A 25912-nucleotide genomic window follows, 5' to 3' on the forward strand; every position below is an offset into this window, starting at 1 on the left:
CTACCGGTTCGCCGTACTGTTTGATCCCACCTCGACCACGGGTAGCCGCGCGGGAGGTTCGAAGGTGTACTCGGCCGACCGGAAGCGACGCGTCATTCCCCAGAACGCCCGCGCGCTACGCGGCCACTGGGTCACGACCCGACCGTTGGGCGCGCGGAAGTAGTTGCTGCACCGGGTGAGCCACACGGTGCCCTGCATCCATTCGTCGATCCGGGCGATGAAGTCCGTCATCGTCGTGGTGCGCACCGCGACATAGGACTTGCGCTTGCGCCGCATGTACTTCAGGACCCGCACGATGTAGTGGGCCTGCGCCTCCAGCATGAAGATCACGCTGTTGGAGCCGACGTTGGTGTTCGGGCCGTACAGCATGAAGAAGTTCGGGAAGCCAGGCACGGCCATGCCGAGATACGCGTACGCGCCGTCGCGCCACATCTCACGCAGTGTGGTGGAGGCTTCGCCGACGACGTCGATCTGACCCAGATAGTCCGCCGTGGCATAACCCGTCGCGCACAGGACGACGTCGACGTCGAGTTCGCGGCCGTCGGCGGTCACCAGCGAGCGGGCTCGCAGCGCCTTGGCCGGACTCGACACCACCTCGACGTGGGGTTGCGTCAGGGTCTGCAGATAGTCCGTCGCGAAAACCAACCGTTTACAGCCGAGCGGATGCTCTGGAGTCAGCTTGCGCCGCAACTCCTCGTCGGGCACCACGGCTTCGAGGGTGCGCAACGCGATGTCCCGGAATTCCTGGGTCTTGTCGCTGCCGTTCTCGATGACGCTGATGTTGGACTCACTGCGCAACCACAACCGTGTCCGATAAATCTTCTTGACGAACGGAACGTGGGCGAACAGCCACTTCTCGCGCTCGGTGTAGGGGCGGTCCGGTTTGGGCAGGATCCACGTCGGTGATCGCTGCACCGAGTACACCTTCTCGGCGACCTTCGCGACCTCGGGGACCAGTTGCGCCGCCGTCGATCCGGTGCCGAGGACGGCCACCCGTGCGTCGGACAGATCGACGGAGTGGTCCCATCGCGCGGTGTGCATCAGCGTTCCGGTGAACGGTTCCTCCTCGACGAGATCCGGCAGCACCGGCTGGGTGAAGATGCCGACCGCCGAGACCACCATGTCGAAGGTGTAGGACTCGCCGGTCGTGGCGGTCAGGTCCCATGTTCTCGTCTCGGCATCCCAACGGGCCGAGGCGATCTCAGTGCGCAGCTTCAGATGCCGGCCGAGCTCATAACGCTGGGCACAGCGTTCGAAGTACTCCAGGATCTCCGGCTGTGCGGACCAGAGGCGCGACCAACGCGGGTTGAGGTCGAACGAGTATGAGTACAGGTGTGACTTCACATCGCAGGCCAGACCCGGGTACGTGTTGATGCGCCACGTGCCACCCACACCGTCTTCCCGGTCAAAAATCGTGAAGTCGTCAAAGCCGTTCTTTCTCAGAAAGATTCCCAGCGCCAGGCCGCCGGGGCCGGCGCCGATGATTCCTACCGAGAGCGGTCTCGCCATCAGTTCATCCGATCTGCAATGACTGTCCGCCGTCGACGACGAGTTCGGAACCGGTGATGAAGGACGCGTGATCCGACACCAGGAACGCGACCGCGTCGGCGATCTCCATCGGCGTGCCCAGCCGACCCTGCTCGGCGAGTCGCGCCTGCGTCGCCGCGTCGAGCATCGGAGTCTCGACCGGGCCGGGCAGCACCGCGTTGACGCGGATACCCGATGCCGCGAGCTCCGCGGCCGCGATCTGCGTGAGACCCCGCAGCGCCCATTTCGACGAGCCATAGGCCGCGTGATTCGGGAACGCACGGAACGCGCCGGTGCTGCACGTGTTGACGATCGAGGCGCCGTCGGCCTGCCGCAGATGCTCGAGCGTGGCCTGGATTCCCAGGAACGGTCCAAGACAATTGACCCGCCAGCTGCCCTCGAAGCCCGCGGCGGTCTCATCGGCGAGCGAAGCGCGGTGCAGGACACCGGCGTTGTTGACGAGTGTGGTCAGCGAACCGAACCTGTCGACGGCCTGTCGCACCGCGCCGCCCCACTGCTGCTCGGACGTGACGTCGAGCTCGACGGCGAGCACATTCTCACCCAGCCCGTCCACGCTCGACTTCAGCTCGCTCACCAGCAGGTCGCACGCCGCCACGCGGAAGCCGTCCGACAACAGCCGCTTGACGATCGCCGCACCCTGCCCGCGTGCCGCACCCGTGACCAGGGCGACGCGGGCTGCCGACGTCACTGCGCCTCCTCGAGGTGAGCGGCTGCGCCCCGCCGCAGCGCCTGCGATTCCGAGGTCAGCGTGATCATGCGAAAGCCCAACTCGGCCATGGCCTTTCCATGGGTGCCCGAACCGGCATGGATGCCGGCCACCAATCCGGCTGAGGACGCGCCGGTCTGGATGCGTTCCATCGCGTCGCGCACCGACGGTTCCGTCCATGCCTGCGCCGGAGTGTGCCCCAGCGAGATCGCCAGGTCCGCGGGGCCTACGTATACGCCGGTGAGCCCAGGGACGGCGCAGATCTCATCGAGCGCCGACACTCCCCGCACCGTCTCGATCATCGCGAACACGCTGACGCGTTCCTCGTGCGCGGCGGGATCGACACCGAGGCTCGCACTCAGCGGCCCGTAGCTGCGCACACCCGCGGGCGCGTACTTGGTTGCGGCCACGGCGGCGGCGGCCGTCTCCGCGGATTCGACCATGGCGATGATCACCGCGTCGGCGCCGGCGTCCAGCACCCGACCGATGGGCGCGGGATCCGCGGACGGCAGCCGCACCGCGCTGGCGATCGGCACGTGTTCGAGCCGTCGCATCAGCAGCGCGACGTCGGCGTCGTCGAGATAGCCGTGCTGGACGTCGAATCCGACGTAGTCGTAGCCCGCTCGGGCGAACTCCTCGGGGCCGATGATGGTCGGCCCCACCACCCATCCGCCCCAGAGGTGTCGCTTCGCCGCGAGGGCGTCCTGCAGCCTGCTGGTCATTCGGTGATCGCGATCTTCACGCGTTCGGGCACCGGTCGGCAAGCCAGGTCGAACGCCGACTGCACCTCGTCAACGCAGAACGTATGAGTGACATAGGCCGCGAGCAGCTCCGGATGCTCCTTGGCGAACTCGTTGGCGGCACCCAGAACTCGTCGCCGGTCGAGCGTCACGCCGGACTTGAGCGTCAGGTTCTTGCGCAGCATCGCCCGCATGCTGATCGGATAGCTGTCGTCGTCGGGCACTCCGAAGTACAGCACCGTGCCGCCCGGCGCCGCGGCGTCTATGGCGTGACCGAGGGTCGCAACCTGGTGGCCGACGGCCTCGATCACGACGTTTGGCCGGTCGTTGGGCTCCAGGTGGCTCACCCACCGGTCACTGGTCGCGCGCACGATGGTATCCACGCCGAATTCCTTGCCGACACCGTCACGGTCGACGGGGTCGACACCGGTCACGTGTCGCGCTCCCAGAGCCTTTGCGGCATAGGAGAACAACAGTCCGATCGAACCCTGTCCGATGACGGCGACGTGCTGTCCCTTGAGCTCCTCGAGTTGCTCCAGTGCGTACAGCACGCACGCGAGCGGTTGCAGCGCCACGGCATGGGATGGGCTCAACGCCGGGTCGTAAGACGCCAGCCCGTCGCCGTCGGCCACCACGAGCCCCATCAGACCGTCGAAGCCCGACGCCCAGCCCACGACGCGGTCGCCCACCCGGTGGTCGTCGTGACGGCTCGCCAGCACCTCGCCGACCACCTCGTGGACCGGGAAGCCCACCATTTCGGCCGCGTTGAGCCCGGTGTCGCCGGCGATCTTCCCGCGCACCCCGCGGAACGGCGACAGGTCGCTGCCGCAGACCCCGGCCCCCATGAAGCGCAGCAACACCTGACGGTCGCCGATATCGTCGGCGGTCTTGTCGGGAACATCAAGGCGCTCAAAGGTATAGGGCGCAACTAGTCGATATGCCCACACCTCACACCTCCACTGGCAGGTTATTCCAGCCCCATTGGAAGCTCGACGGCGGGCGCACGGCGCCCTCGCTGATTATCCGCCAGTCCGGCACCCGCTTGAGCCATTCGGTCACCATGACCGCGATCTCGAGACGGGCCATGTGCACGCCGAGGCAGAAGTGCTGTCCGCGACCAAACGCCAGCAGGCGCTCGATGCGACGATCCCAGATGAACGCGTCGGGATCGGGATACTCGCGCTCATCGCGTGCGGCCGAGGCAAGCAACGTGATGATGCGCTGGCCGGGATTCATCGTCGTGCCATGCAGGGTGAACGGTTTGCGCAGCGTGCGCGCAAACCATTGCGCGGGTGCGCAATACCGGATCATCTCCTCGCGCGCGACGGGGACGTTGGCGTCGAGGTCGGAACGCAGGGCCTTCAACTGGTCGCGATGTCTGCCCAACTCCCAGAGACCGTGCGCGACGATCTTCGGCACGGTTTCGGTGCCGCCGATGAAGACGCCGAGCATCTGCACGGCGGCCTCCATATCCGAGAGCGGCGAGCCATCGGGAAGGAGGTAGCCGATGAGGGCATCAGCGATCGGCAATTCAGGACCCTCACCGGCACGCCTGCGCTCGATGATCGGCACCAGGTATTCGAGATAGCCGGGCCGGGCGTTGGCCACCTCCACCCCGCTGCCCGGCTCCGCCAAGCTCCCGGCGTTGACCGTCGCCAACACATCAGGTGCCAGATCGACGGGCAGCCCGACCAATTCGCACACCACCGATGCGGCGACAACGCCGCCGTAATCCTGCGTCAGGTCGAACGTGCCGCGCGGCAGCAGTTCATCGAGCCGCTCGTTGGCCAGCGTGCGGATCCGGTCCGTCCATGACGAGACGGATCTCGGCCGGAACTGGCTCGACGTGCAACGCCGCACCGAGTCGTAGATAGGGTTGTCGAAGTTCGCGTGGAACGGCAGCGGATGCAGCGGCGGGTCCGGCACTGGACCCTCGTTCCGCTTCGCCAAAACCGTTGCCGCGGGCAGGGTTCCCTCGGAGGCGACGAACGTTCCGTCGTTGATCCCCAGCACCTGCCAGATGTCCTCGAATCGCGACAGCGCAAAGGTGTCCCACTTGTCGATGTAGTACACCGGATGCTCGTCGCGCAGTACGCGGTAGTACGACGGCGGGTCGGCCATCACCGCGGGATCGAACGGATCGTAGGAGAACATCGTCTGTGTCGCTTGTGAGTTCATTGCAGCGGGGATGGGGGTAGTGCCTGCAGTATCGAGTCCTCCCAGCCGTCGCGCAGCGCGGGCGCGACGCTCATCCAGGTGACGATTTCCGCGGGCGGACTGTCCTTCCACGATGGATAGTGGTTTTCGAAGCAGTCCCAGTCGCCGTCGAGCGCCCAGTAGTGGATCACCTCGTTGAACCGGAAGGTCGTGATGAACGAACCGAGCCAACGCTTTCCAGTGCGTTCCGACCATGGCACGTACAGCCGTTCGAGTTCCCGAATGTAGTCGTCCTGGCGCCCCGGCTTGGTTTGCATGATCTCCTGAATCACCAGGCCTGCACCGAATCCGGCCTCCTTCAGCTGAGCCAGTGTCCGGTTGTACTTGCCCGCGTACATGATCCGGCCCTCACCGGACGCACGGATCTCGGCGAGGAATGTCGACCACTTCGCCGCCGCCTCGGCGTGGCTGCCGCCGCGCGCCTGCGCGCGCCCGATGCGGGCGTAGTCGGCGAACGCGTCGATCTCCCAGATGATCGTCACCTGCGGCCAATGCCCGTTGTACGGCGTGGTCTCCCACATGGCGAACAGGCGCGCGCCGAGGTCCTCCATCATCGGGTGGTAGATCTCGCTGAACATCTCCGTGAACCGGTCGCTGCGGCCTTCACCCAGCGCAATCGTCTCGTGGAGGTAGAGGAGCGTGTGGCCGTAGAACTTCTTCAAGACCGGCACCTAGTTGACAGTCGCACCCTGCGAGCGTGACACTTATGCCGTGATTTGTAAAGGTGCCGACGCGCTGACGACGCTGGCCGACGGTTTCTGCTTCGGTGAGGGCCCGCGGTGGTTCGAGGGATTGCTGTGGTTCTCGGACATGCTGGGCGAGGCGGTGCACACGGTCAACCTGCTCGGCGACATGACCACGCTGCCCCTTCCCGGACACCGGCCGTCCGGCCTCGGGTTCCGGCCCGACGGGACGCTGCTGATCGTGTCCACCGCGCACCGCAAGCTGCTGCGCTACGACGGCTACACCGTCGAACCGTTCGCCGATCTCTCCGGCGTCGTACCTGCAGACCTCGGCGACATGGTCGTCGATGCCGTCGGCCGCGCATACGTCGGCGCCCAGGCACGTGAGGGCGGCGTCATCGCACGCGTCGATCCCGACGGGTCGGTGGCGATCGTCGCCGAGAACCTCCACTTCCCGAACGGGATGGTGATCACGCCGGACCACGCCACGCTGATCGTCGCGGAGTCGACGGGCAGGCGGCTGACCGCGTTCACCATCGGCACCGATGGCTCGCTGGGTGACCGGCGGATCTTCGCCGACGGACTCGACGGGCCGCCCGACGGCATCTGCCTCGACGCCGAAGGCGGCGTCTGGGTGGCGATGACGCTGGCGAATCAGTTCGAGCGGATCGTCGAGGGCGGCGACGTCACCGACCGGGTCGAGATGGGCGACCGCATCGCGATCGCGTGCGCGCTGGGCGGGCCGGAGCGCCGCACCCTGTTCCTGCTGACCAGTGCGGATGCATATCCAGAACGGCTGATCGGGACGAAGGAGTCACGCCTGGAGGCGATGACCGTCGCGGCCCCGGGAGCCGGGCTGCCGTGAGCGATTCCTACTACGAGCTGCTCGACGCCGACGACCCGCTCGGTGAGAAGTTCGCCGCAACCGATCTGGTGCGCAGCACCTGGTCGGCCGAGATCCAGCACGGAGCGCCACCGTCGGCGCTGTTGGTACGCGCGCTCGAGAGGTGTGAGGCTCGAGACGACACCCGCCTGAGCCGAGTGCTGATCGACCTGCTGGGCGCCGTCCCCGCCGAGGGCGATCTGTGGGTGCGATCTCGAATCGAGCGCTCCGGCAAGCAGATCGAACTCGTCAGCGCCGAGATGCTGGCACCGGGTCGCGACGGTGAGCCGCGCGCGGTGGCGCGCGCGAGCGGTTGGCGGATGAAGACGGTGGACACCGCTGCGATCGTCCACACGGCGGCACCGCCACTGCGGCCGCTCGCCGAGGCGCGCAGCCGCGACATGAAGAAGGACTGGGACCGCAACTACGTGCACAGCCTCGACTGGCGGTGGTTGACGACGCCGATGAGCGACGGGCCCGGCGAGTCCTGGATCCGCCCGGAGGTCGACCTCGTCAAGGGTGAGACGATGACCGCCCTCGAGCGGCTCTTCGCGGTCGCCGACGACGCCAACGGGATCGGCACCAAACTCGATATCAGGAAGTGGACGTTCATGAACACCGACCTGGTCGTGCATGTGCACCGCATCCCGGAGGGTGAGTGGATCGGCATCCGCGCCGAGACCAACTACGGGCCCGACGGGATCGGTACGACTATCGGCACCCTGTTCGACGAGTCCGGTCCTGTCGGCGCGATTCAGGAGTCGGTGCTGGTCCGTCCGATGCCCGGCCGCTGAGCCGTCAGCGCACGCACGCACCCGTCGCGACCGGTTCCGCGGAACCCGAGTCGACGACGTGCGGGTAGACATGCTTGGACGTGAGGACGAAACCGATTTCCGGATCGTGCATCGCGGCGGCGAAACTCATGCCGAGCACACGGCCGTCGCGGTCTATCAGCGGTCCCCCGGAATCGCCGCGCCCGACCTTGCCCCTGATCGTGTACACCTCGCGGAAGACGGTCGTGGTGCGATAGATGTCCGGACCGTTGAGTTGGACGACGCCGCGGACCCTCGCCGGATAGGCGACGAACGGCCCGCCACCGGGGTATCCGAGCACGACGGCGTCGGTGCCCCGCCATGCGATGTCGTCAGCGAAGTCCAGTGGCGGCGCCTGCAGGCCGGGGACGTCCAGCACGGCGATGTCCGCGGCGGGATCGTAGACCACCACCGTCGCCTCGAACTCCTGAGCGTCGACCGATACGGTGACGCCGTCGGCACCCGCCACCACGTGCGCGTTTGTCATCACACGCTGCGGCGCGACGACGAAGCCGCTGCCCGACATGAGTGTCAGGCAGGCATATGAGGTGCTTTGAATCTTGACCACGCTGTGCGCTGCGTCGGCGACGACCGCATCGCGGGCCAGCGTGGCATCCGGGGGTTCAACGCTGACCACCTGGCTGACCGGCTCGGTCAACTCGGTCGCGCGGTGGACCGTTTCCGGGTAGGTGCCGCGGCCGGCCAGGGCGCCCAACCCCAGCGTGACCGCGAGTAATGCGAATCCGAGTTGAATCCACCTCACCAACAGAACGATAGACCCAAAGGTCTGCCGGTGCGGGCTGCTCAGTCGGCGAGGCGCAACGCCGACACCGGACACTGCGTTACGGCCTGCTGCATACGATCGCGGTCCGATTCCGGCCGTTCGCTGTCGTGGATCACGACGATGCCGTCATCTCCGACCTCGAACACGTCTTCGGCGATCGATTCGCAGATGCCGTGACCGGTACACCGGTCGAGGTCCACTACTACCTTCATGAACACTCCTAACGAACGAAGGCAGGCAGGCGTTTGACGCCGTGGACGAAGTTGCTGTACAGCAGGTCGGGTTCGCCGAACTCGATGCTGGTCAAGCGAGTCAGCAGTTCCCGGAACAGGTTTCGCAACTCTGTCTTGGCCAGTTGGTTACCCAGGCAGAAGTGTGGACCGCCGCCGCCGAAGCCGAGATGCGGATTGGGTGACCGCGACAGATCGAACACACCCGGATCGGCGAAGGCCGCCTCATCCCGGTTGGCCGAGCAGTAGAACAGCCCCACCTTGTCGCCCGCCTGCACGGGCTGACCGTTGATCTGGGTGTCCTGGGTGGCGAAGCGGGCGAACTGCAGCACCGGTGACGACCACCGCACGAATTCCTCGACGGCGGTCCCGATCCGGTTATCGAAATCCTCCATCAGCCAATCACGCTGGGCGGGGTTGGCGACCAAGGCCAGCATCGCGTGCGTGGTGGCTTGCTTGGTGGTGTCGTTTCCGGCCGACGCCAACAGAATGAGGAAGGCGCCGATCTCCTCATCGGTCAGCCGGTGTCCATCGACCTCGGCGTTGACGATGGCCGTCATCAGGTCGTCGCCGGGATTCTTGCGCCGGAACTGCGCCAGCTCGATCCCGGTGTTGGAGAGCAAAGTGATCTGTGCGATCGGGTCCTCGGCCCGCTCCTCGGGTGTGGCGTACTCGTCGTCGCTCATACCGAACAGCTTCTCGGCGGCATAGGCCACCGCAGGCTGGTCGGCGGTCGGCACGCCGAGCATGTCCATGATGGTCAGCATCGGCAGTCGCGCCGAACAGGCGGCCACGAAATCGATGTCGCCGGCGCCGACGAGATCGTCGACGATCGCGACGGCGTTGCGGTGGATCTGCTCCTCGATCTGCCGAACATTGCGTGGCGTGAACGCCGAGCTGATGAGCCGCCGGTACACGGTGTGCTGAGGCGGATCCATGCTGAGGAAGAACGACGCGAACCGCTGGATCTCGGCGGGCATGGGGTTCAGCGCGATGCCTTGGGCCGAGGTGAACAGGTCGGGATTCTGGCTGACGAACGCGATGTCGGCGCGTCGCGTCAACGCCCAGAAGCCGGGTTCTTCCATCGGGAACAGCGACTCGAACGGGCGGTGCCACGACAGGCCGTCAGCTGCCCGGAGCTGGGCGAACACCTCGTCACGTTCGTCGAACGGCCGACTCCAGAAGTCATGCGAGGTTAGGTCGAATTGACTGTATTCGCGCGCCTCTACGGGTGGGGCTGTCACAGAAACAGCGTGACACTTCATCAACAATTTGTAAAGCTATGCCGATGGACGAACCGTGGGTCGAGACCGACAGCTCGACGCGTCAGCGGATTCTTGCCGCCACCGCGGAAGTTCTCGGCCGCAACGGGATGACAAAGCTCAGCCTGTCGGAGGTCGCCGCTCAGGCCGGCGTATCACGGCCCACGCTCTATCGATGGTTCGACTCCAAGAGGGATCTACTCGAAGCATTTGTGGTGTGGGAGCGGCAGTTCTACGAACGCGCGGTGTCGGATGCGACCGCACATCTTCCGTCGGAGGAGAAGCTCGACGCGGCGCTTCGGGTGATCGTGGACTATCAGCAGTCCTACCCGGGACTGCGCATGATCGACATCGAGCCCGCGCAGGTCCTGCGGCGGCTGTCCCGGGTCATTCCGCTGATGCGGCAGCGACTGGAGCGTCTCGCGCAGGGACCCGATGCCGCGCTGGCGGTGTCGACGGCTGTGCGCGTGGCGATTTCGCACTACGTGGTGCGCAGTGACGACGACGGCGACTTCCTCGAACAGCTTCGGCACGCGGCCCGCGTCAAGCACCACGCGCCCGGAGGTACGCAGTGACCATCCTGTCGACCATCCCGTCCACCGTCGACGAGCTGACGCCCGAATGGTTCACCGAGGTGTTGAACACCCGCGTGGACGCGGTCGAGATCTTGGACGCCCATTCCGGGACGACCGGTCGCGCCCGGGTCGGGTTGAGCGCGTCGTCGGACGTACCGGAGACCGTGTTCGTCAAGCTGCAGCCCTTCGCTGAACAGCAGCGCACATTTTTGCGTCAGATAGGCCTTGGCGTGGCCGAGGCGAGGCTCTACGCCGAAGTGGGTGGCGATCTTCCCGTACGAGCGCCGAAGGTGTTTCATTCCGACTACGCCGAATCCGACGGTTCGTTCGTGATGGTGCTCGAGGATCTCACCGCGTCGGGGTGTCGCTTCCCCACGCCGAGCGATGACGACATCGTCGACGTCGCCGCCTCGGCGATGGATGAGCTGGCGGCGCTGCACGCCGCTTTTCAGGGCAGCGAGCTGGCATGGCTGCGCACTCCCGCCGGAATGAAACGTAAGCCTGTAGATTCCGAAACCGCCTCCCGCCGCGCGCAATTCATCGTCTCGGCACTCGAGCAGTTCGCCGACGACATGCCCGCGGTGTTCCGCCGCCTCGGTGACCTCTATGCTTCGCGGTCACTCGACATCGTCGCACTGTTCGCCGAGGGCGAGCGCACCCTGATCCACGGCGACACTCATAGTGGCAATCTGTTCGTCGACGGGGGTCGCACCGGCTTCTACGACTGGGCGGTCGCCGGCCGGGGCCCGGGAGTGCGCGATATCGGGTATTTGCTGTGTAACTCGCTGCCGATCGAAACGCGCCGCGCCGAGGAGGAATCACTGCTGGCGCGGTATCGATCTGCGTTGGCACACAACGGTGTAGAACTCGACGCGGCAACGGCGCATGAGCAGTACCGGCTCTTCGCCGTGTACTCCTGGATCGCCGCCGCGTCGACTGCGGCTATGGGATCGCAGTGGCAACCGATCGACGTTTCACTTGCCGCCATGGCCAGCACGACTCAGGCGATCGAGGATCTCGACTCCGTTGGCCTGCTCGAGGAACGGCTCGGCGACTGAAAGGATTAGTGCGCGGACTGCACGGCCTTCATCCGCTGCTCGCTGGGCATCACGGGCCCGTCGTCGAGTTCTTCGGTGACCCCGAGATCATCGAGCCCCATCTTCGTGAACATCGATATGCCGTAGGCATTCAGCATGAAGCGCTGGTCATCGGTGACTCCGTCATCGAACAGCCGTGAGCCGATCAGATTGATCACCGCGAGCTTGAAGGCGGCCAACGCCCGATACCACGCGCGATTCACGACGGTGACTCCGCTCACTGCGGCGTAGTGCGCGATGAGATCGTCGATCGTCATCGCCGCCTCGTGACTGGGGATTCCAACCGGCATGCGCCACAACAACTCCAGGTATCCGATGTCGGTCAGCGGATCGCCGACCGTGGTCAGCTCCCAGTCGAACACCGCGCTGATTTCATCGCCGACGAAGGCGAAGTTGCCCGGCTTGGCGTCACCGTGGACGAGTGTGACCTTGGCCGACGGTGCGGGTTGGTTGTCCTTGAGCTCCTGCTGGAGCCGTTCGAGCGCTGGCAGGGTGCCGCGCTTGACGCGCTGCATCTCCGAGGACCAGTGCTCGATTTCGCGGTCCAGATGCCCGCGGCCGTCGTCTAGGTATTCCAGGTTCACGGCTGCGATGTCCACGGTGTGGATCGCGGCGAGCTGCTCGGCCATGCTTTCGCACATCCGCGCGACGCCGGCGGCGCTGACCTCAGGTTGTTGTGGCGCTTCCATCTCGTAGACGGTGCCCGGCACCCGTTCCATGACGAAGAACGGCCGGCCCAGGACATCTCCCGCATCCTCCAACCACAGTGCTGGCGGTACCCGGACAGCCGAACCTTCCAACGCGCGCAGCACGGTGAATTGCTTTGCCAGGTCATAGGGTTCGAGCAATGCCGGTGCCGGCGGCCGCAGCCGGAGCACGACGTCGCGACGTTCCGCATTCGCGACCATCGTGAACACCATCATCTCGGCCGAATGACCGAACTCCACGCGATCGAGTCCCTCGAGCCGCAAGTCGTCGACGTCTTGCAGCTGAGTGCGCAGCCATCCGGTAAGCCGATCGCGCACGTCGTCGCCGTAGGTCATCGCTTGTCGGCTCCCTTTACTGCACCTCGGTCGACGGTCCTCCGGTCTTGTTTGAACTTCGACATATCCATCGGAGACCAGTTCGGGTAACGGGGGTATGCGTCTCCCCCCATGAGGATCTCGAAGATGCCCCACCCGGTTCGGCCGTCGAAGTCGAAGCGCATCAACTGATCGACGGCCATCGCCTTGTCCTCGTTCTCGACGAGTTCGTCGCGATCGTTGCTGTCCCAGCGGAAATGGATGAAGTACGCACCCGCGCCGAGGTCTTCGTAGGTGCACTTCGACATCGGCAGCCCGTAGTACGCGTTGACGTGCTGGTACGGCGATTCAGCGATGACGCGATACTGCATCCCGTCCTCGTCGGTGAATACCAGCACCGCCCGTGCGGGTCGCTTACGGTCACCGTCGAATTCGACGTCGTGCTCGATCTTCACGAATCGCTTCGACAGGGTGCCGTCATTGCGGGTGATGCCGCCGTCGACATAGGTAACTGTCCCGTCGGCGGTCTCGAAGATCCAGGCTTCGATGGCACGATCTGAGAATCCCGCGTCGAGCCACAGCCAGAAGTCGATCTCGTCGGCCACGCGCACACCGAAGGTTCGGTCCCGACCGCCGTGAAATCCGTCCACCGAGATGCGTTCACCCTCGACCTCGACCCAACCGGTCCACTTTCCCGGTTCCTTCATGTGGTACATATCCGCGATGAGACGGCCGTTCTTGCCAGTTACCTTGAGCGGCAGCAGCTCCCACATCGGGGCGGTCGGCTCGTAGTACAACTCCCAGGCGATTCCCGAGTTGTTGGGTTCGACCTCCAGCTTCCATTTCTTCAGCGGCTCGACGCATGTCCACCGCATCGGGCCTGCGCCGACCTCGGCGCGCCCGCCACCGTCGACCGGTCGGCCGGCCAGCAGGTCGTAGTGGCGCCCATCCGCGAACGTCACCTTGACGTAGCCGAGCCCCGACTTGGTGTTGGGGTTGTTGCCGTATCCAGAGGCCAGGAGCAGATCCCCATCGGGCGAGGCGGCGAAGAAATAGCACCGGTCCGACCAGGTCGAGTCTGGGTGATGCACCTCGTCGAACGGCCGAGGCAACTGGTGGGTGAACGACTCGTCTGCGGCGGAATAGCCCATGCGTGCCCTCTCGTGATCGGCGCGTCCCCGTTGGCGGCGATTCAGAGAGCGTGACATTTTTGTCACAATCTGTAAAGCTTCGATTCGCGGGACTGATTTGACACCCCTACGCTGTGTGTATGTTGTGCCGCGGGACAAGGTACGCCGATGGGCCGTAAGGGCTGGGCAGGCGCGCCACCCGCCGACGACCGGGAAGCACGCAAGAGAATTCTCGATGCGACGATCGCCAGCATCGAGCGCCGCGGACCACAACGCACCACAGTGTCGGATATCGCCGCCGATCTCGGGGTCACCCGCCCCACCGTCTATCGCCACTTCGCCTCGACCGAGGAGCTGCTGGCCGCGGCCGCGGAGGTGGCCCTCGATGGCTGGACGGCACGCATCGGCGAGCTCACCGCGGGGTTCGACGATGCGACCGAACTTCTCGTCGAAGCCGTCGCCTACCTGATCGAGCGCCTTCCCGAGGCGCCACTGCTGGCCCTGCTGCTGGAGACGGACCGGATGCGGCTGGTCAGTCGGCAAATGGTGATGCCGGCAGCAGTGCACCGGTCACGGATCATGCTCGAGCACACCCATATCGACTGGGCGGCATTGGGTTTCAAGGGTGCCCGGCTGAACGACCTGGTGGAGTTCCTACTGCGGATGATCCAGTCCATGGTGATCGCGCCCTCCGATCCCCCGCGTCGCGGTGCACGGCTACGCAAGTATCTGCGACAGTGGATCGGCCCGATCGTCGGGCAATCAGTCGACTGAGTGCGGTGCCTCGGCGATCGGCACGACCGTCGTGGACGGATGCTCGGGCAGTTCGTCGGAATGGAACCAGCGAAACGACATCAACCCCTCGGGGTGATCCTTCGTCGAGATCGCGTTCGGATGGTCGAGCAGTTCGCGGCTGATCACGATCGTCGTCGTGCCGTCGGAATTGGGCACCGCCGTACCGGAGTTGATGCCGGAGCGGCCGTATTCGACATCCAGCGCGGCCATGTACTGGTTCCACAGCGTGAGGTTCCAGAATCGGCATTTCGGATGCCGGGTGGTGATGACCAACGCCTCACCGGGTTCGAGCGAGAAGCCACCCAGGCTGTAGCAGGCGTCCTGCATCGAGTAGCCGAACGTGGCGCCGCCGGCACGATACGGCGGCGCCAGCGTGTTGGTGGTCAACGACTGGCCGTCGGGCAGGGTCTCTGGCTGACGTTCCACGAGGATCAACGGGATCAGTGCATACATGTCCTGGGCGGAGCGCAGCGTGGCGCGCAGTGACTTCGCCACCGCCGCATCGGTCTTCAGCGGAACCACCGGCTGCCCGCCGTGATCGATGACCTCGATGGACCACTCGACGCGTCGACCGGCCTGCGGGTGTTCGTGGTAGTCGCGGGTGAGGATGCCGCGGGCGTCGTCGGACAACTCGATGAACGGTCCGTCGTAACCGCTGGGACGCTCGGGACCGAGCACGCACGCGAACCGACCGTCGTCGTCCAGACCCATGTCCGTGTCGTAGAGAAGTCCGACGGTGCGGTTGGGCCACGCCCCGGGCTCGGGCTCGTTGTACACCGTGATCGAATACATCGCACTGTCATTCGGCACACCGCTGACCCGGTAGGTCCGTCGCGGGTCCACCACGGCGTAGCTGTAGTAGCAGTCAGTGTTGTCCCCGCCCCAGCGCCGGTCCGGACGAAACGGCGTGAGCAGGTCGATGAAGCGCGGCGCGACCGGGTCGGCGAAGAAGTTCATGTCGAGGGAGAGCGCGAGCATCGTTGCCAGGTTCTGATAGCCCTCCGCAACCGCGACCGATCCGCGCACCGCCTTGGGTCCTTCGGAGAAGAGCCGGTCGAACTCTGCGAAGGCAGAAAGCAATTCACGCCATGCGGCCGCACTCTCCGGAAATGACATAGCCGGCATCATAGGCGGCAGAAAACTTACAGCACAACACTCCTTGTAAAATCTGTAACGCGGTTGTACCGTCCGGGCTGTGCCCACCCCAGACGTCGTCCACATCACGGACCTGGCCCGTCCCACCTTCTCGCCCGAAGCACAGGCGATCATCGACGGCATGTCCGCGATGGCTCCCTACTGCCCGCTGACCGCCGAGGCCCTGCACGAGCAGGCGTCGGCCCAGACCGGCCTGACCGACTTCGGCGACCAGGACTACCGCGAACGAATGTCGGTGCTGCTACAGGCGTTCGACGAGCTGCCGAACTTCACCGACTTCGGTCGCACCTACGCCTTCTCGTTGATGTTGACGTTCCTGAAGGGACGGCTGCGGGTCATCGACCATCTCAAGCGGCACCCGGAGATCTTCGACATCGACATCGTCGCCCCGATGGTCATCGCGGGCCTACCCCGCACCGGGACCACCCATCTACACAGCCTGCTGGCCGCCGATCCAGCACTTAGGTCGTTGCCGTACTGGGAGGCGCAGGAGCCGCTGCCCGCCCCGGGCGAGGAGGGCACGATCGAGCCCCGTCGACAGCGCACCGGCGATGCGCTGAACATCTCGAACACGCTCATGCCCTACTTCCAGTTGATGCATGAGATGACCATTGACCACATCCACGAAGACATCGGCTTGATGGTGCAGGACTTCGCGAGCGGCTTCTTCACCACGCTCACCCATCTGCCGCGATGGTCGGACTACCTTCGCGACAACGATCAGACACCGGGCTACCAGTTCCTGCGCATGATGCTGCAGGTGCTCATCCACCAGGACGGGTACCCCAAACGCTGGATCCTGAAGAGTCCGCAGCACCTCGAACAGTTCGTACCGCTGCTCAACGTCTTCCCCGACGCGACGTTCATCATCACCCACCGCGACCCCGTCGACGTCGCGGTCTCGATGGCCACGATGATGACCTACACGATGCGGATGAGCGTCGACAAGGTCGACGTGCACACCGTCGCCAACTACTGGATCACCCGCATCGACGAGATGCTCTCGGCGTGCCTGCGCGACCATCACCTGCTCCCGCCCGATCGCACCATCGACGTGCGATTCGACGAGTTCATGGCCGACGATCTCGCTATGGTGCAACGGGTTTGGGACACCGCTGGTTATAAACCGAGCGAGGAGTCCCGCAAAGCCGTCTCCGAATACATGGCGGGCCACACGCGTGGACGTCTCGGCAGCGTCGAGTACCGCCCCGAGGATCTGGGCCTGGACAAGGATGAACTGCGTCGCCGGTTCGCGCCCTACGTCGAGCGTTTCGTGGGCTGACGTTCCGCGAGCTCGGCGAGCACTTCATCGGTGTGCTGCCCCAGTTCCGGTGCGGGCGAACGCGGTTGCCACGGCGTGCCGTGGAAGTCGGCGGGCGAGGCGACCATCGGGATGCCGCCCTCGCCGTCGGGCACATTGACGATGCCACCCGAGGCGTGGAACTGCTCGTCACCGAGCACGTCTTCGAGCGAGTTGATGGGTGACCAGAAGAAATCCGGTTCACCCGCGAAGATTTCGGTCCATTCGGCAAGCGTCTTGGTCGCGAAGATCTCGTCGAGTTCGGCGATCAACTCGCGTGAGTTGATCGCGCGGTTGAGCGGTGTATCGAATCTGGGGTCGGTCAGCCAGTCGGTCCGCCCGACTGCGCGGCACAGTGGCGGCCAGTGGCGGCCGGCCTCCAGCCCCACGATCCAGAACCGGTGGCCGTCAGCCGCGGTGTAGTTGTTCATACAGGGATTGCCCATAGTCTCGCGCTGCCCGATCGCGATGGGATTGCCCGTCATCAGGAACGTGTTGAGATCGAAGCTCACGGTGTAGACGCCCTGCCGATACAGCGACGTGCTGACCATCTGGCCCCGGCCGGTGCGCCCGCGGGACACCAATGCCGCGCACACCGCCGCGGCCAGGGTCATGCCGGCGGTGTGGTCACCCATACCGCCGCGCTGGAACGGCGGAGTGTCGCCGGGCCGCGTCAACAGGTGTGCCAGACCCGATCTGGCCCAGTAGGCGGCGACGTCGAACGCCGCGCGGTCGGAGTCGGGGCCCGTCTCGCCGTACCCGGTGATCAAGCCGTAGATCAGAGTGGGGTTGGCGGTGGCCACCGACTCGAAGTCCAGGCCCAGACGTTTGAGCGCACGAGGCCGCACGTTGGTCAGGAAAACGTCAGCGTCACTGAGCAATTCACGCGTCGTCGCGCGGTCCTCGTCGGTCGTCACGTCGAGCACGATGCTGCGCTTGCCGCGATTGTCCATGTCGAAGGGCGGACTCGAGCCGTCCTCGACGCCCAGCATGCGGCCGAACATCCGCGCTGGGTCGCCCGTCGGCGGCTCGATCTTGACGACGTCGGCACCCCAGTCCGCCATGATCCCGCCTGCCGCCGGACCCGCGACCCACACACCGAGTTCGACGACTCTGATGCCTTCCAACGGACCGGCCATCGGGAATCCTTAAGTTCGTAGTTGCAGTTACTTCGTGTTGTTACGTTGTGCTGCGACCCGGGTGGGTCGGGTGTGGCTGCATCTGTTTTGCCGGCCTGATGGTGCGGCTTGAAAGGACTGGCCGCCCGGCCTGCCTGGACTTCCTCGGGCCGCTGATTGAGATCTGCGATGTGATCGCTTGTTTAAGGAAATGCCGGCGGGGTTGTCCGTGGGGGATCGTGTTGGCAGACAAGCGAAAAGAGGTGTGATGACGGCGAGCCTGGTGTGGGCTGGAGTGGACGTCGGTAAAGAGCATCACTGGGTGTGCGTGGTCGATGAGAACGGCGTGGTGGTGCTCTCGCGCAAGGTGATCAACGATGAGCAGGCGATCCGTGAGCTCGTGGCTGAAATCGAAGGTCTGGCCGAGCAGGTCTCGTGGGCGGTGGACCTGACCACGGTGTATGCCGCGCTGTTGTTGACGGTGCTGGCTGATGCCGGTAAGCCCGTGCGGTATCTGGCGGGCCGCGCGGTTTGGCAGGCCTCGGTGACCTACCGCGGTGGTGAGGCCAAGACCGACGCCAAGGACGCTCGGGTGATCGCTGATCAGTCGCGGATGCGTGGTGCAGATCTGCCGGTGTTGCGTCCCGACGATGATCTGATCACTGAACTGCGCATGCTTACCGCCCATCGGGCCGATCTGGTCGCTGATCGCACCCGCACGATCAACCGGCTGCGCCAACAACTGATCGCCGTCTGCCCGGCGTTGGAGCGGGTCGCTGAACTGACCTCTGATCGCGGCTGGGTCGTCTTGCTGGCGCGCTACCAACGGCCCAAAGCCATCCGACAGAGCGGTGTTTCGCGGCTGACCCGAGTCCTTGCCGACGCCGGGGTGCGTAAAGCGGCAGCGATTGCGACGGCCGCGGTCACGGCGGCCAAAACGCAGACTGTCCGCTTGCCCGGCGAAGAGGTCGCTGCGCAACTGGTCGCCGATTTGGCGCAGGGGGTGATTGCCCTCGATGACCGCATCAAGACCACCGATGCCGACATCGAGGACCGATTTCGCCGCCATCCCCTGGCCGAGGTGATCACCAGCCTGCCCGGCATGGGATTCCGGCTCGGTGCTGAATTTCTGGCCGCCGTCGGTGATCCCGCCTTGATCGGCTCGGCCGACCAACTCGCCGCCTGGGCCGGATTGGCCCCGGTATCTCGAGACTCCGGCAAGCGCACCGGACGACTGCACACCCCCCAAGCGCTACAGTCGCCGACTGCGCCGGGTGATGTATATGTCGGCGTTGACCGCGATCCGCTGCGACCCCGCCTCCAAGAGCTACTACCAGCGCAAACGAGACGAAGGCAAGCGAGCAATCCCCGCCACCATCTGCCTGGCGCGACGCCGCACCAACGTCCTCTACGCCCTCATCCGCGACAACCGCACCTGGCAACCCGATTCACCCCCCATCACCGAATCGGCAGCTTGACTTCTTCATTGAGAGTCCTTTCGCATGCCTTTACAAATCTTGGTGAATTTGTAAACTGGCGAGGGTGAACCGAGTCGCGCCCGCCGTCGGCCTCGCCGCGCATATCGGACGCGGGGTACAACGTATCGTCACCGACGCCGCCATCGGCCGGGTTCGATCCCTCCCCCGCACCATCGGCGAACTCGACGCAACATACCTGTCTCAGCTGATGGGCCGGATGGTCACGTCGACCTCGGTGATCAGCGGGGACGCGGGCACGTCGTCCCGCGCCCGCCTCGCGCTCACCGGCGAAGGTGTTCCGGATTCGGTGTTCGTCAAGATGTCCGCCGAGACGGTCGCCACCCGCCTGATGGGTGAGATGGGCCGGCTCGCCGCGACCGAGACGCGGTTCTACCGCGAGCTGTCCCCGCACCTCGACGGGCTCCCCGCGTCCTACGGATCCGCGTTCGACCCGGTCACCGGGCGCTTCGTGCTGCTGCTGGAGGACCTGGCCGTATACGACTGCGAATTCCCCGACACGCTGCATCCCATCAGCACCGACCGGGCGAGCCTGGTCGTCGAACTGCTGGCCCGGCTGCACGGAAAGTTCTGGGGCCGAATCCCCGACTGGCTGTACTCGGCGTCCGCCGACAGCGCCTCCCTGCTGACGGGACCACTGCTCAAGACGTCGGCGCGCCGCATCGCCGAACGCACCGACATCCCCGTCGACAGGGGCCGGTTCATCGACGAGAACTACCGCGCCGTGGCGACGCTCATCGACACGCCGCCGCACACGGTCATGCACGGCGACGCGCACCCGGGGAACGTCTACTTCCGCGACGGCTCGGCCGGCCTGTTGGACTGGCAGGCCGTGCGGCGCGGTCATCCGAGCCGCGAACTGGCATACACCCTGGTCACGAGCATGACGACCGAGGACAGACAGCGCAGTGAGCGCGACATCCTCGACGAGTACCGCCGTGCGCTCGCGGCCGCGGGCGGGCCGGACCTGGATCGCGACGAACTGTGGACGCGCTACCGGCAGGGCGCGTTGTACGCGTACGTCGCCGCCCTGATCACGGCGGGAATGGGCGGCATGCAAGACGATGGCATCGCGTTAGAAGGTTTACGTCGCGCCGTTGCGGCACTGGAGGACCTCGACACGGTCGCTGTCCTCAGGAAGTCCCTGTAACTGACGAACTACCATCATGGAACCCAAGCGATTGAGGCGACAGACGTGAACGAACCGCTGCGTGATGCAACCGGCGCCGTCGAGGACACCTCGACCAGACACCGGATCCTCGTCGCGACCGCCGAAGTGCTCGCCCGCAGCGGACAGACCAAGCTCAGCCTCTCGGAGGTCGCGCTTCAGGCCGGGGTCTCACGGCCCACGCTGTACCGCTGGTTCGCGTCGAAGCAGGAATTGCTCGATGCGTTCGGGGTGCACGAGCGCGAGATGTTCGATAACGGCATCAGCAAGGCGACGGCGGGCCTGCGCGGCACCGAGAAGCTCGACGCCGCGCTGCAGTTCATCGTCGAGTACCAGCACTCGTATTCCGGCGTGCGGCTCGTCGACATCGAACCCGAGGTCGTGATCGGGCAGCTGGGGCGGATCCTGCCGATCATGCGTGCTCGTCTGCAGAAGCTGCTGAGCGGCCCGAACGCAGGAGTCAAGGCGGCCACCGCAATTCGCGTCGCGATATCGCACTACATCGTGCGCAGCGACGACGACGATGAGTTCCTGGCGCAACTCCGGCACGCCGCGGGTATCAAACAGCCTGGCTGACCCCTCGTCTCAGCCGAAGTAGTGACACTTCCGTCAAAGTTTGTAATGCTGAGCACATGACCAGCAGCGTGCAGGACGAAACGGGAGTGTTGGCCGGCGAGGAGCGGATGCTCATCGACGGCGAACTGCAATTCACCGCTAGCGGTGCGAAATTCGACGTGATCCACCCGGCCAGCGAGGAGGTTGCCGGCCAGGCGACCGACGGAACGGTCGAGGACGTGGAACGCGCCGTTGGTGCCGCGCGGCGCGCGTTCGACGCCGGTGAATGGTCGCGCGACCTGGACTTCCGCTACCACTGCCTGACGCAGCTGCATGCAGCGCTGGAGAAGGAGAAGGAGCGGCTGCGCCGCATCCTCATCACCGAGGTCGGCTGCCCCGTCACGGTGTCGGGCAGCCAGATCGAGAGCCCGATCGAAGAGGTCAAGCACTGGGCCGAGCACGGCAAGAACTTCGAGTACCTGGTCGACACCGGCGTGCACCCCACCCAACTGGGACCGGCGCGGCGCAAGATCCACTACGAACCCGTCGGGGTCGTCGGCGCGATCACGCCGTGGAACGTGCCGCTCTATCTCAACATCGCCGAGACCGTGCCCGCATTGATGGCGGGCAACACGGTGGTGCTGAAACCCGCGCAACTGACGCCGTGGTCGGGCAGTGAACTCGGCCGCATCGTCGCCGAGGAGACCGACATCCCCGCGGGGGTTTTCAATGTCGTGGTCTCCAATGCCAACGAGGTGGGCGCAGCGCTGTCTGCAGATCCACGGGTGGACATGATCACGTTCACGGGCTCGACGGCAACCGGGCGCGCGATCCTTGCCGCGGGCGCGCCGACGGTGAAGAAGACGCTGCTGGAGCTGGGCGGGAAGTCCGCGCACATCGTGCTCGACGACGCCGATTTCAACTCTGCGCTGTCGATGGCGGCGATGATGGCATGCGTGATGAGCGGCCAGTCCTGCATCCTGCCGAGCCGGATCCTGTTGCCGCGCAGCCGGTATGACGAGGGCATCGAGATCCTGAAGAACATGATGGAGAGCTTCCCGGTCGGTGACCCGTGGACGCCGGGCAACATGCAGGGCCCGCAGATCAGCGAGACGCAGCGGCAGAAGGTGCTCGGCCTGATCAAGAGTGGCATCGACTCGGGTGCGCGGTTGGTGACCGGCGGCGGCATCCCGGAAAACCTGCCCAAGGGTTACTACACGCAGGCAACGCTGCTGGCGGATGTGGATCCGAATTCGCAAGTGGCGCAGGAGGAGATCTTCGGCCCGGTCTTGACGGTGACGCCGTACGACACCGACGATGAGGCGATAGCGATCGCGAACAATACGATCTACGGCCTCTCGGGCGAGGTGTCGTCCGGCGACGTGGACCGGGCGTTCGAGGTGGCCAAGCGGATGCGGACGGGCAACGTCACCATCAACGGCAAGAGCCACTTCGGTATCACCAGTCCGTTCGGCGGGACCAAGCAGAGCGGGCTGGGCTACCGCAACGGCGAAGAGGGCTACAAGGAATACCTGGAAGCGAAGACCATCGGCATGCCCGAATGAGCGACGAGACCGAAATCGCCCGTCTGCTATATCGATACGCCCGGGCCGTCGACACCAAGGACTGGGAGCTATATCGGTCGGTGTTCACCGACGACGCGCACATCGACTACTCCTCGGCGGGTGCCGTCGTGGGCAGTCGCGATGAGGTCGTCGACTGGTTCGCGGCGAACTTCGGCGTGATTCCGTGGAGCATGCACTACATCACGAACATCAAAAGCGAGATAACCGGCGACACCGCGACGGTTTGCGCGATGTTCTACAACCCGATGCAGTTGCCAGGCATGGCGGAGATGAGTTCGTGCGGCGGCTATTACCACCACGAACTGGTGCGCACCTCCGACGGATGGCGCAGCCGCCGACTCGTCGAGGAGAATGTGTGGTTCGTCAACCAGCCAGGCGCATCGTGACCACGTAATCGACCGCAGACAGCGGTCGTATCACTGGCCATATCGCGCAGTACTCGGCGGAACTCAGTCGCCTGCCGCCACGACGCTGGAGACGATCAGGCTCAGATACGGACGATAGAGGTCCGACCCGTCGAGATGGCTGCCGAGAGTGACGCCGTCGTTGACCGCAAGTATCAACTGGGCCAACGTCTCCGCGGGAATCGTCAGCGTTGCGCCAAGGCGAGCGACGTTCTTGCTGATGAACTCGGCTAGCGACCGAACGGTTTCGCGCCGCTGCGCATCGAGCCGTTCGCGCGCATCCGGGTTTCGCAGAAGATAAAGCGTCAGTTCGTAATTCAGCGCCGCCCGGTTCGGGTCGCTGCCCACTTCACGCCACCGTTCGGCGAGTTCGTCGACGCTGAGTTCGTCCAGTCGCGCGAAGGACTGGATGAGGTCGTGGAAGCCGTCGAGAAACCGTTGCCGTTGCCGGTCCACGACCGCCAGGAACAACTCTTCCTTGGCCCCGAAGTGCGAGTAAATCGCCCCGCGCGTGTAGCCGGCGGCGTCGGCAATGTCTTCCAGCGCAGCGCCGGTCAAACCCTTGCGCGCGAACACCTCCTCGGCTGCGTCGAGCAGCAGGTTACGGGTGTGCTCAAGACGTCGCGCCCTGGTCCACCGCTCCGGCATTCGCCGATCCTCCCACACCGTAGCGCGAGTGCGAACCGTCACGGTGCCACCGCGGAGGCCGACGTGCGCACGAATTCTTGTGCCACCAACAGGTTCGATGACGCATTCAGCCAGAACGTCTCGACGTCGGCGGTGTTCGGCGGCAGGCCTGCGGCGAGTAAAGCCCGAGCCTTGAAAGCGCGCGCACCGCCGCTGATGCGGTGACGCACGCAGCCGTGCCAACCGCGAGCGATGTCTGGCGCAGATGCGCCGGACACCACCAGCGCGTCGACCGCATCGTACGGCTCGGGCACCGACGAGCGCGCGGTCACACCGAGGATAGCCAGGGACTGGGTGTGCTCGAGCTGCGGAGTCCACACCGTGGTCGTCCACCCGGCCATGGCGCGGTCACACAGCCAGCCGCCCGCGACGCTGATCAATTCCGCAACGCTGACGGCGCGGACGTGGAGAACACACTCCATTGCGGCTCCTCTCCTTTCGACACGGGCCGCTGACCCATGACGACGAAGTGACTCAAACCACTTTTATACATTGTTGTATATCTAATACGCATGTGTATATGGTGACTGCCATCACAGCACGGAGGCGCCACAGCCCAGTGAGCATCCGGCGACCAGGAGGTTTGGCAATGACGCAGACAATCCGCCCAGGCGAGTGGCTGAATCCCGATTCCGGAATCGGTCTCGGCCTCGAGGACATCAAGCCGGGGACGTTCAGCATGAACATCTCAACGGAGCGCTACACCTCCGCCGAATACGCCGCACTCGAGCGCGAGCGCATCTGGTCGCGGGTATGGCAGGTCGCAGGGCGTGTCGACGATCTCCCCAAGGCTGGCGACTGGAAGCGGTATCAGATCCTCGACCAGTCCTACGTCATCGTCCGCGGCAAGGACGAGAGACTGCGCGGCTTCGTCAACGCATGCCGGCACCGCGGAAACATGCTGTGCACGACGAACACCGGAAATGCCAAGCGCGGCTTCCTGTGTCAGTACCATCTGTGGTCCTACGACCTGGAAGGCAAGCTGCGCGGTGTGCTGCGCGAGGACCTGTCGGGTCAGGTCGACAAGAGCGACAACTCGCTGCTGGAGGTCTCGGTCGACACCTTCGGTGGGTTCATCTTCCTCAACCCCGATCCCGATGCCCAGCCGCTGCGGGAATACCTGGGCGACGAGGTGATGGAACTGCTCGGGCCCTATCACCTCGACCAGATGACGACCGTGATGGATGTCCGCGAAGCGCTGGACTGCAACTGGAAAGTCGTGATGGACGCCTTCGAAGAGGGCTACCACATCAACGGAATTCACCCGCAGTTGCTCGCCGTCCTCAACATCGACCCGGCGACCACGCGCTACCAGTTCTTCGAGAACCACAGCGTTGCAGTGGCACCGTTCGAGGTACAGGGCGCCGGTGCGCAGAAGCAGGTCGACGGCATCATGGCACTGCCAGAGACGTTCCCGGGAACCGCCGCGGTGATCCCGCGCTTCACCGAACTCGTCGCGCCGTACCAGGGTGCGGACGGTGAGGTGGAATTCCCCGAGGGCGTCACGGCACGGGGTCTGCTGCAGCAGGCCACCCGCGACACCCTGACGGGCATGGGCCTCGACGTCAGCGGACTGACCGATGACCAGATGAGCGACAACCAGGGCTGGGTGCTGTTCCCGAACTTCTTCATGACGGTCCGGGCCGGCGAGTGCCACATCATCATGGCGGTGCCACATCCCGACGGCGACCCGAACCGCTGCATCTGGCACGTCAGCAGCTACATGTACCTGCCCGACGAACACCGAGACGCCTTCCGGGCGGAACTGATCGAAGTCGACGAGCCCGGCAGCTACAAGTATTTCGAGGCGTTGCACCAGGACTACATCCAGATGCCACGCCAGCAGAAGGGGCTGCGTAACGAACGACTCGACCACATGACGTTGGTGAAGGAGGAGGTCGTCATCGGCCACTTCCACTCCGTCATCGACCGCTATATGGCCGCAGGCACCTCCTGACC

Annotated in this window: 26 protein-coding genes and 1 pseudogene; 12 read left to right on the top strand and 15 right to left on the bottom strand. The window is 65.1% G+C overall.

From position 1 onward, the window contains the following. From G6N43_RS20760 to G6N43_RS20785, 6 genes are read right to left on the bottom strand one after another with little or no spacing between them, the layout of a single operon-like run. Nucleotides 1–1509, bottom strand: coding sequence for a flavin-containing monooxygenase (locus tag G6N43_RS20760; RefSeq protein WP_083149899.1), 1509 nt, complete (start codon nucleotides 1507–1509; stop codon nucleotides 1–3). Between the two features lie 4 nt (nucleotides 1510–1513). After that, nucleotides 1514–2236 carry an SDR family NAD(P)-dependent oxidoreductase gene (locus G6N43_RS20765; protein ID WP_083149900.1) on the bottom strand — a complete coding sequence of 241 codons (723 nt, stop codon included), beginning with the start codon at nucleotides 2234–2236 and terminating at the stop codon, nucleotides 1514–1516. Beyond that, a complete protein-coding gene (locus tag G6N43_RS20770) occupies nucleotides 2233–2976 on the bottom strand; it encodes an HpcH/HpaI aldolase family protein (RefSeq protein ID WP_083149901.1) in 744 nt (247 codons plus the stop codon). Before G6N43_RS20770 ends, G6N43_RS20765 begins: the two co-directional genes overlap by 4 nt. Continuing rightward, nucleotides 2973–3941, bottom strand: a complete 969-nt coding sequence (locus G6N43_RS20775; RefSeq protein WP_083149902.1) for a zinc-binding dehydrogenase — start codon at nucleotides 3939–3941, stop codon at nucleotides 2973–2975. Before G6N43_RS20775 ends, G6N43_RS20770 begins: the two co-directional genes overlap by 4 nt. Nucleotide 3942: 1 nt before the next feature. Continuing rightward, on the bottom strand, nucleotides 3943–5172 hold the full coding sequence (locus G6N43_RS20780; protein ID WP_083149903.1) for a cytochrome P450: 1230 nt from the start codon (nucleotides 5170–5172) through the stop codon (nucleotides 3943–3945). Beyond that, nucleotides 5169–5873: an NIPSNAP family protein gene (locus tag G6N43_RS20785; RefSeq protein ID WP_083150034.1), complete on the bottom strand. Its 705-nt coding sequence runs from the start codon at nucleotides 5871–5873 to the stop codon at nucleotides 5169–5171. The genes G6N43_RS20780 and G6N43_RS20785 overlap by 4 nt, the downstream gene beginning before the upstream one ends. Before the next feature lie 49 nt (nucleotides 5874–5922). Here G6N43_RS20785 and G6N43_RS20790 point away from each other — a divergent pair, with 49 nt between their 5' ends. Then, nucleotides 5923–6759 carry an SMP-30/gluconolactonase/LRE family protein gene (locus tag G6N43_RS20790; protein WP_179967901.1) on the top strand — a complete coding sequence of 279 codons (837 nt, stop codon included), beginning with the start codon at nucleotides 5923–5925 and terminating at the stop codon, nucleotides 6757–6759. Further along, nucleotides 6756–7571, top strand: a complete 816-nt coding sequence (locus G6N43_RS20795; RefSeq protein WP_083149904.1) for a thioesterase family protein — start codon at nucleotides 6756–6758, stop codon at nucleotides 7569–7571. Before G6N43_RS20790 ends, G6N43_RS20795 begins: the two co-directional genes overlap by 4 nt. Before the next feature lie 4 nt (nucleotides 7572–7575). On the opposite strand, the gene G6N43_RS20800 is transcribed toward G6N43_RS20795, so the two are convergent. Genes G6N43_RS20800 through G6N43_RS20810 form a run of 3 tightly spaced genes read right to left on the bottom strand, consistent with a single transcriptional unit; the run spans nucleotide 7576 to nucleotide 9847 of the window. Continuing rightward, nucleotides 7576–8352, bottom strand: coding sequence for a MarP family serine protease (locus G6N43_RS20800; protein WP_272937659.1), 777 nt, complete (start codon nucleotides 8350–8352; stop codon nucleotides 7576–7578). A gap of 41 nt (nucleotides 8353–8393) precedes the next feature. Further along, on the bottom strand, nucleotides 8394–8585 hold the full coding sequence (locus tag G6N43_RS20805) for a ferredoxin (protein ID WP_083150035.1): 192 nt from the start codon (nucleotides 8583–8585) through the stop codon (nucleotides 8394–8396). 8 nt (nucleotides 8586–8593) lie between these two features. Beyond that, the gene (locus tag G6N43_RS20810; RefSeq protein WP_083149906.1) at nucleotides 8594–9847 is read right to left on the bottom strand and encodes a cytochrome P450; all 1254 of its coding nucleotides are present in this window, start codon (nucleotides 9845–9847) and stop codon (nucleotides 8594–8596) included. A gap of 44 nt (nucleotides 9848–9891) precedes the next feature. Here G6N43_RS20810 and G6N43_RS20815 point away from each other — a divergent pair, with 44 nt between their 5' ends. Together G6N43_RS20815 and G6N43_RS20820 are read left to right on the top strand one after the other, a co-directional pair. Further along, a complete protein-coding gene (locus G6N43_RS20815) occupies nucleotides 9892–10440 on the top strand; it encodes a TetR/AcrR family transcriptional regulator (RefSeq protein WP_083150036.1) in 549 nt (182 codons plus the stop codon). Beyond that, a complete protein-coding gene (locus tag G6N43_RS20820; RefSeq protein ID WP_083149907.1) occupies nucleotides 10437–11498 on the top strand; it encodes a phosphotransferase in 1062 nt (353 codons plus the stop codon). Before G6N43_RS20815 ends, G6N43_RS20820 begins: the two co-directional genes overlap by 4 nt. A gap of 5 nt (nucleotides 11499–11503) precedes the next feature. Here G6N43_RS20820 and G6N43_RS20825 read toward each other — a convergent pair whose 3' ends face one another. Together G6N43_RS20825 and G6N43_RS20830 are read right to left on the bottom strand one after the other, a co-directional pair. Beyond that, nucleotides 11504–12580: a phosphotransferase family protein gene (locus G6N43_RS20825; RefSeq protein ID WP_083149908.1), complete on the bottom strand. Its 1077-nt coding sequence runs from the start codon at nucleotides 12578–12580 to the stop codon at nucleotides 11504–11506. Continuing rightward, nucleotides 12577–13710 (bottom strand): Rv3169 family protein, encoded by a 1134-nt coding sequence (locus G6N43_RS20830; protein WP_083149909.1) that lies wholly within the window; start codon nucleotides 13708–13710, stop codon nucleotides 12577–12579. Before G6N43_RS20830 ends, G6N43_RS20825 begins: the two co-directional genes overlap by 4 nt. Nucleotides 13711–13857: 147 nt before the next feature. On the opposite strand from G6N43_RS20830, the gene G6N43_RS20835 reads away from it, so the two are divergent. Further along, nucleotides 13858–14463 carry a TetR/AcrR family transcriptional regulator gene (locus tag G6N43_RS20835; protein WP_083149910.1) on the top strand — a complete coding sequence of 202 codons (606 nt, stop codon included), beginning with the start codon at nucleotides 13858–13860 and terminating at the stop codon, nucleotides 14461–14463. Here the strand turns inward: G6N43_RS20835 and G6N43_RS20840 are convergent. Continuing rightward, nucleotides 14452–15600: a DUF1214 domain-containing protein gene (locus G6N43_RS20840; protein ID WP_083149911.1), complete on the bottom strand. Its 1149-nt coding sequence runs from the start codon at nucleotides 15598–15600 to the stop codon at nucleotides 14452–14454. The two genes, G6N43_RS20835 and G6N43_RS20840, sit on opposite strands and share 12 nt — an antisense overlap. Nucleotides 15601–15679: 79 nt before the next feature. On the opposite strand from G6N43_RS20840, the gene G6N43_RS20845 reads away from it, so the two are divergent. Further along, nucleotides 15680–16921, top strand: a complete 1242-nt coding sequence (locus G6N43_RS20845; RefSeq protein WP_083149912.1) for a sulfotransferase family protein — start codon at nucleotides 15680–15682, stop codon at nucleotides 16919–16921. On the opposite strand, the gene G6N43_RS20850 is transcribed toward G6N43_RS20845, so the two are convergent. Beyond that, nucleotides 16897–18078 (bottom strand): CaiB/BaiF CoA transferase family protein, encoded by a 1182-nt coding sequence (locus G6N43_RS20850; protein WP_083149913.1) that lies wholly within the window; start codon nucleotides 18076–18078, stop codon nucleotides 16897–16899. The two genes, G6N43_RS20845 and G6N43_RS20850, sit on opposite strands and share 25 nt — an antisense overlap. Before the next feature lie 247 nt (nucleotides 18079–18325). Here G6N43_RS20850 and G6N43_RS20855 point away from each other — a divergent pair. The 5 genes and pseudogenes from G6N43_RS20855 to G6N43_RS20875 all read left to right on the top strand — a co-directional run bounded on the left by G6N43_RS20855 (nucleotide 18326) and on the right by G6N43_RS20875 (nucleotide 23248). Beyond that, nucleotides 18326–19535 (top strand): annotated as a pseudogene (locus tag G6N43_RS20855) (IS110 family RNA-guided transposase). A gap of 64 nt (nucleotides 19536–19599) precedes the next feature. After that, the gene (locus G6N43_RS20860) at nucleotides 19600–20703 is read left to right on the top strand and encodes a phosphotransferase (protein ID WP_110810307.1); all 1104 of its coding nucleotides are present in this window, start codon (nucleotides 19600–19602) and stop codon (nucleotides 20701–20703) included. Between the two features lie 45 nt (nucleotides 20704–20748). Next, nucleotides 20749–21297, top strand: a complete 549-nt coding sequence (locus tag G6N43_RS20865; RefSeq protein WP_083149915.1) for a TetR/AcrR family transcriptional regulator — start codon at nucleotides 20749–20751, stop codon at nucleotides 21295–21297. A gap of 56 nt (nucleotides 21298–21353) precedes the next feature. Further along, nucleotides 21354–22841, top strand: coding sequence for an aldehyde dehydrogenase family protein (locus G6N43_RS20870; RefSeq protein ID WP_083149916.1), 1488 nt, complete (start codon nucleotides 21354–21356; stop codon nucleotides 22839–22841). After that, nucleotides 22838–23248: a nuclear transport factor 2 family protein gene (locus G6N43_RS20875; RefSeq protein WP_083149917.1), complete on the top strand. Its 411-nt coding sequence runs from the start codon at nucleotides 22838–22840 to the stop codon at nucleotides 23246–23248. Before G6N43_RS20870 ends, G6N43_RS20875 begins: the two co-directional genes overlap by 4 nt. Before the next feature lie 63 nt (nucleotides 23249–23311). On the opposite strand, the gene G6N43_RS20880 is transcribed toward G6N43_RS20875, so the two are convergent. Both G6N43_RS20880 and G6N43_RS20885 read right to left on the bottom strand, forming a co-directional pair. After that, nucleotides 23312–23914, bottom strand: coding sequence for a TetR/AcrR family transcriptional regulator (locus G6N43_RS20880; protein WP_083149918.1), 603 nt, complete (start codon nucleotides 23912–23914; stop codon nucleotides 23312–23314). A 38-nt stretch (nucleotides 23915–23952) separates the two neighbouring features. Continuing rightward, nucleotides 23953–24375: a hypothetical protein gene (locus G6N43_RS20885; RefSeq protein ID WP_083149919.1), complete on the bottom strand. Its 423-nt coding sequence runs from the start codon at nucleotides 24373–24375 to the stop codon at nucleotides 23953–23955. A 167-nt stretch (nucleotides 24376–24542) separates the two neighbouring features. Here G6N43_RS20885 and G6N43_RS20890 point away from each other — a divergent pair, with 167 nt between their 5' ends. Then, complete coding sequence (locus G6N43_RS20890) at nucleotides 24543–25910, top strand: aromatic ring-hydroxylating oxygenase subunit alpha (RefSeq protein WP_083149920.1); 1368 nt, start codon at nucleotides 24543–24545, stop codon at nucleotides 25908–25910. The last annotated feature ends 2 nt before the right edge of the window (nucleotides 25911–25912 follow it).

It is taken from the genome of Mycolicibacterium moriokaense, from assembly GCF_010726085.1.
GTDB lineage: Bacteria > Actinomycetota > Actinomycetes > Mycobacteriales > Mycobacteriaceae > Mycobacterium > Mycobacterium moriokaense.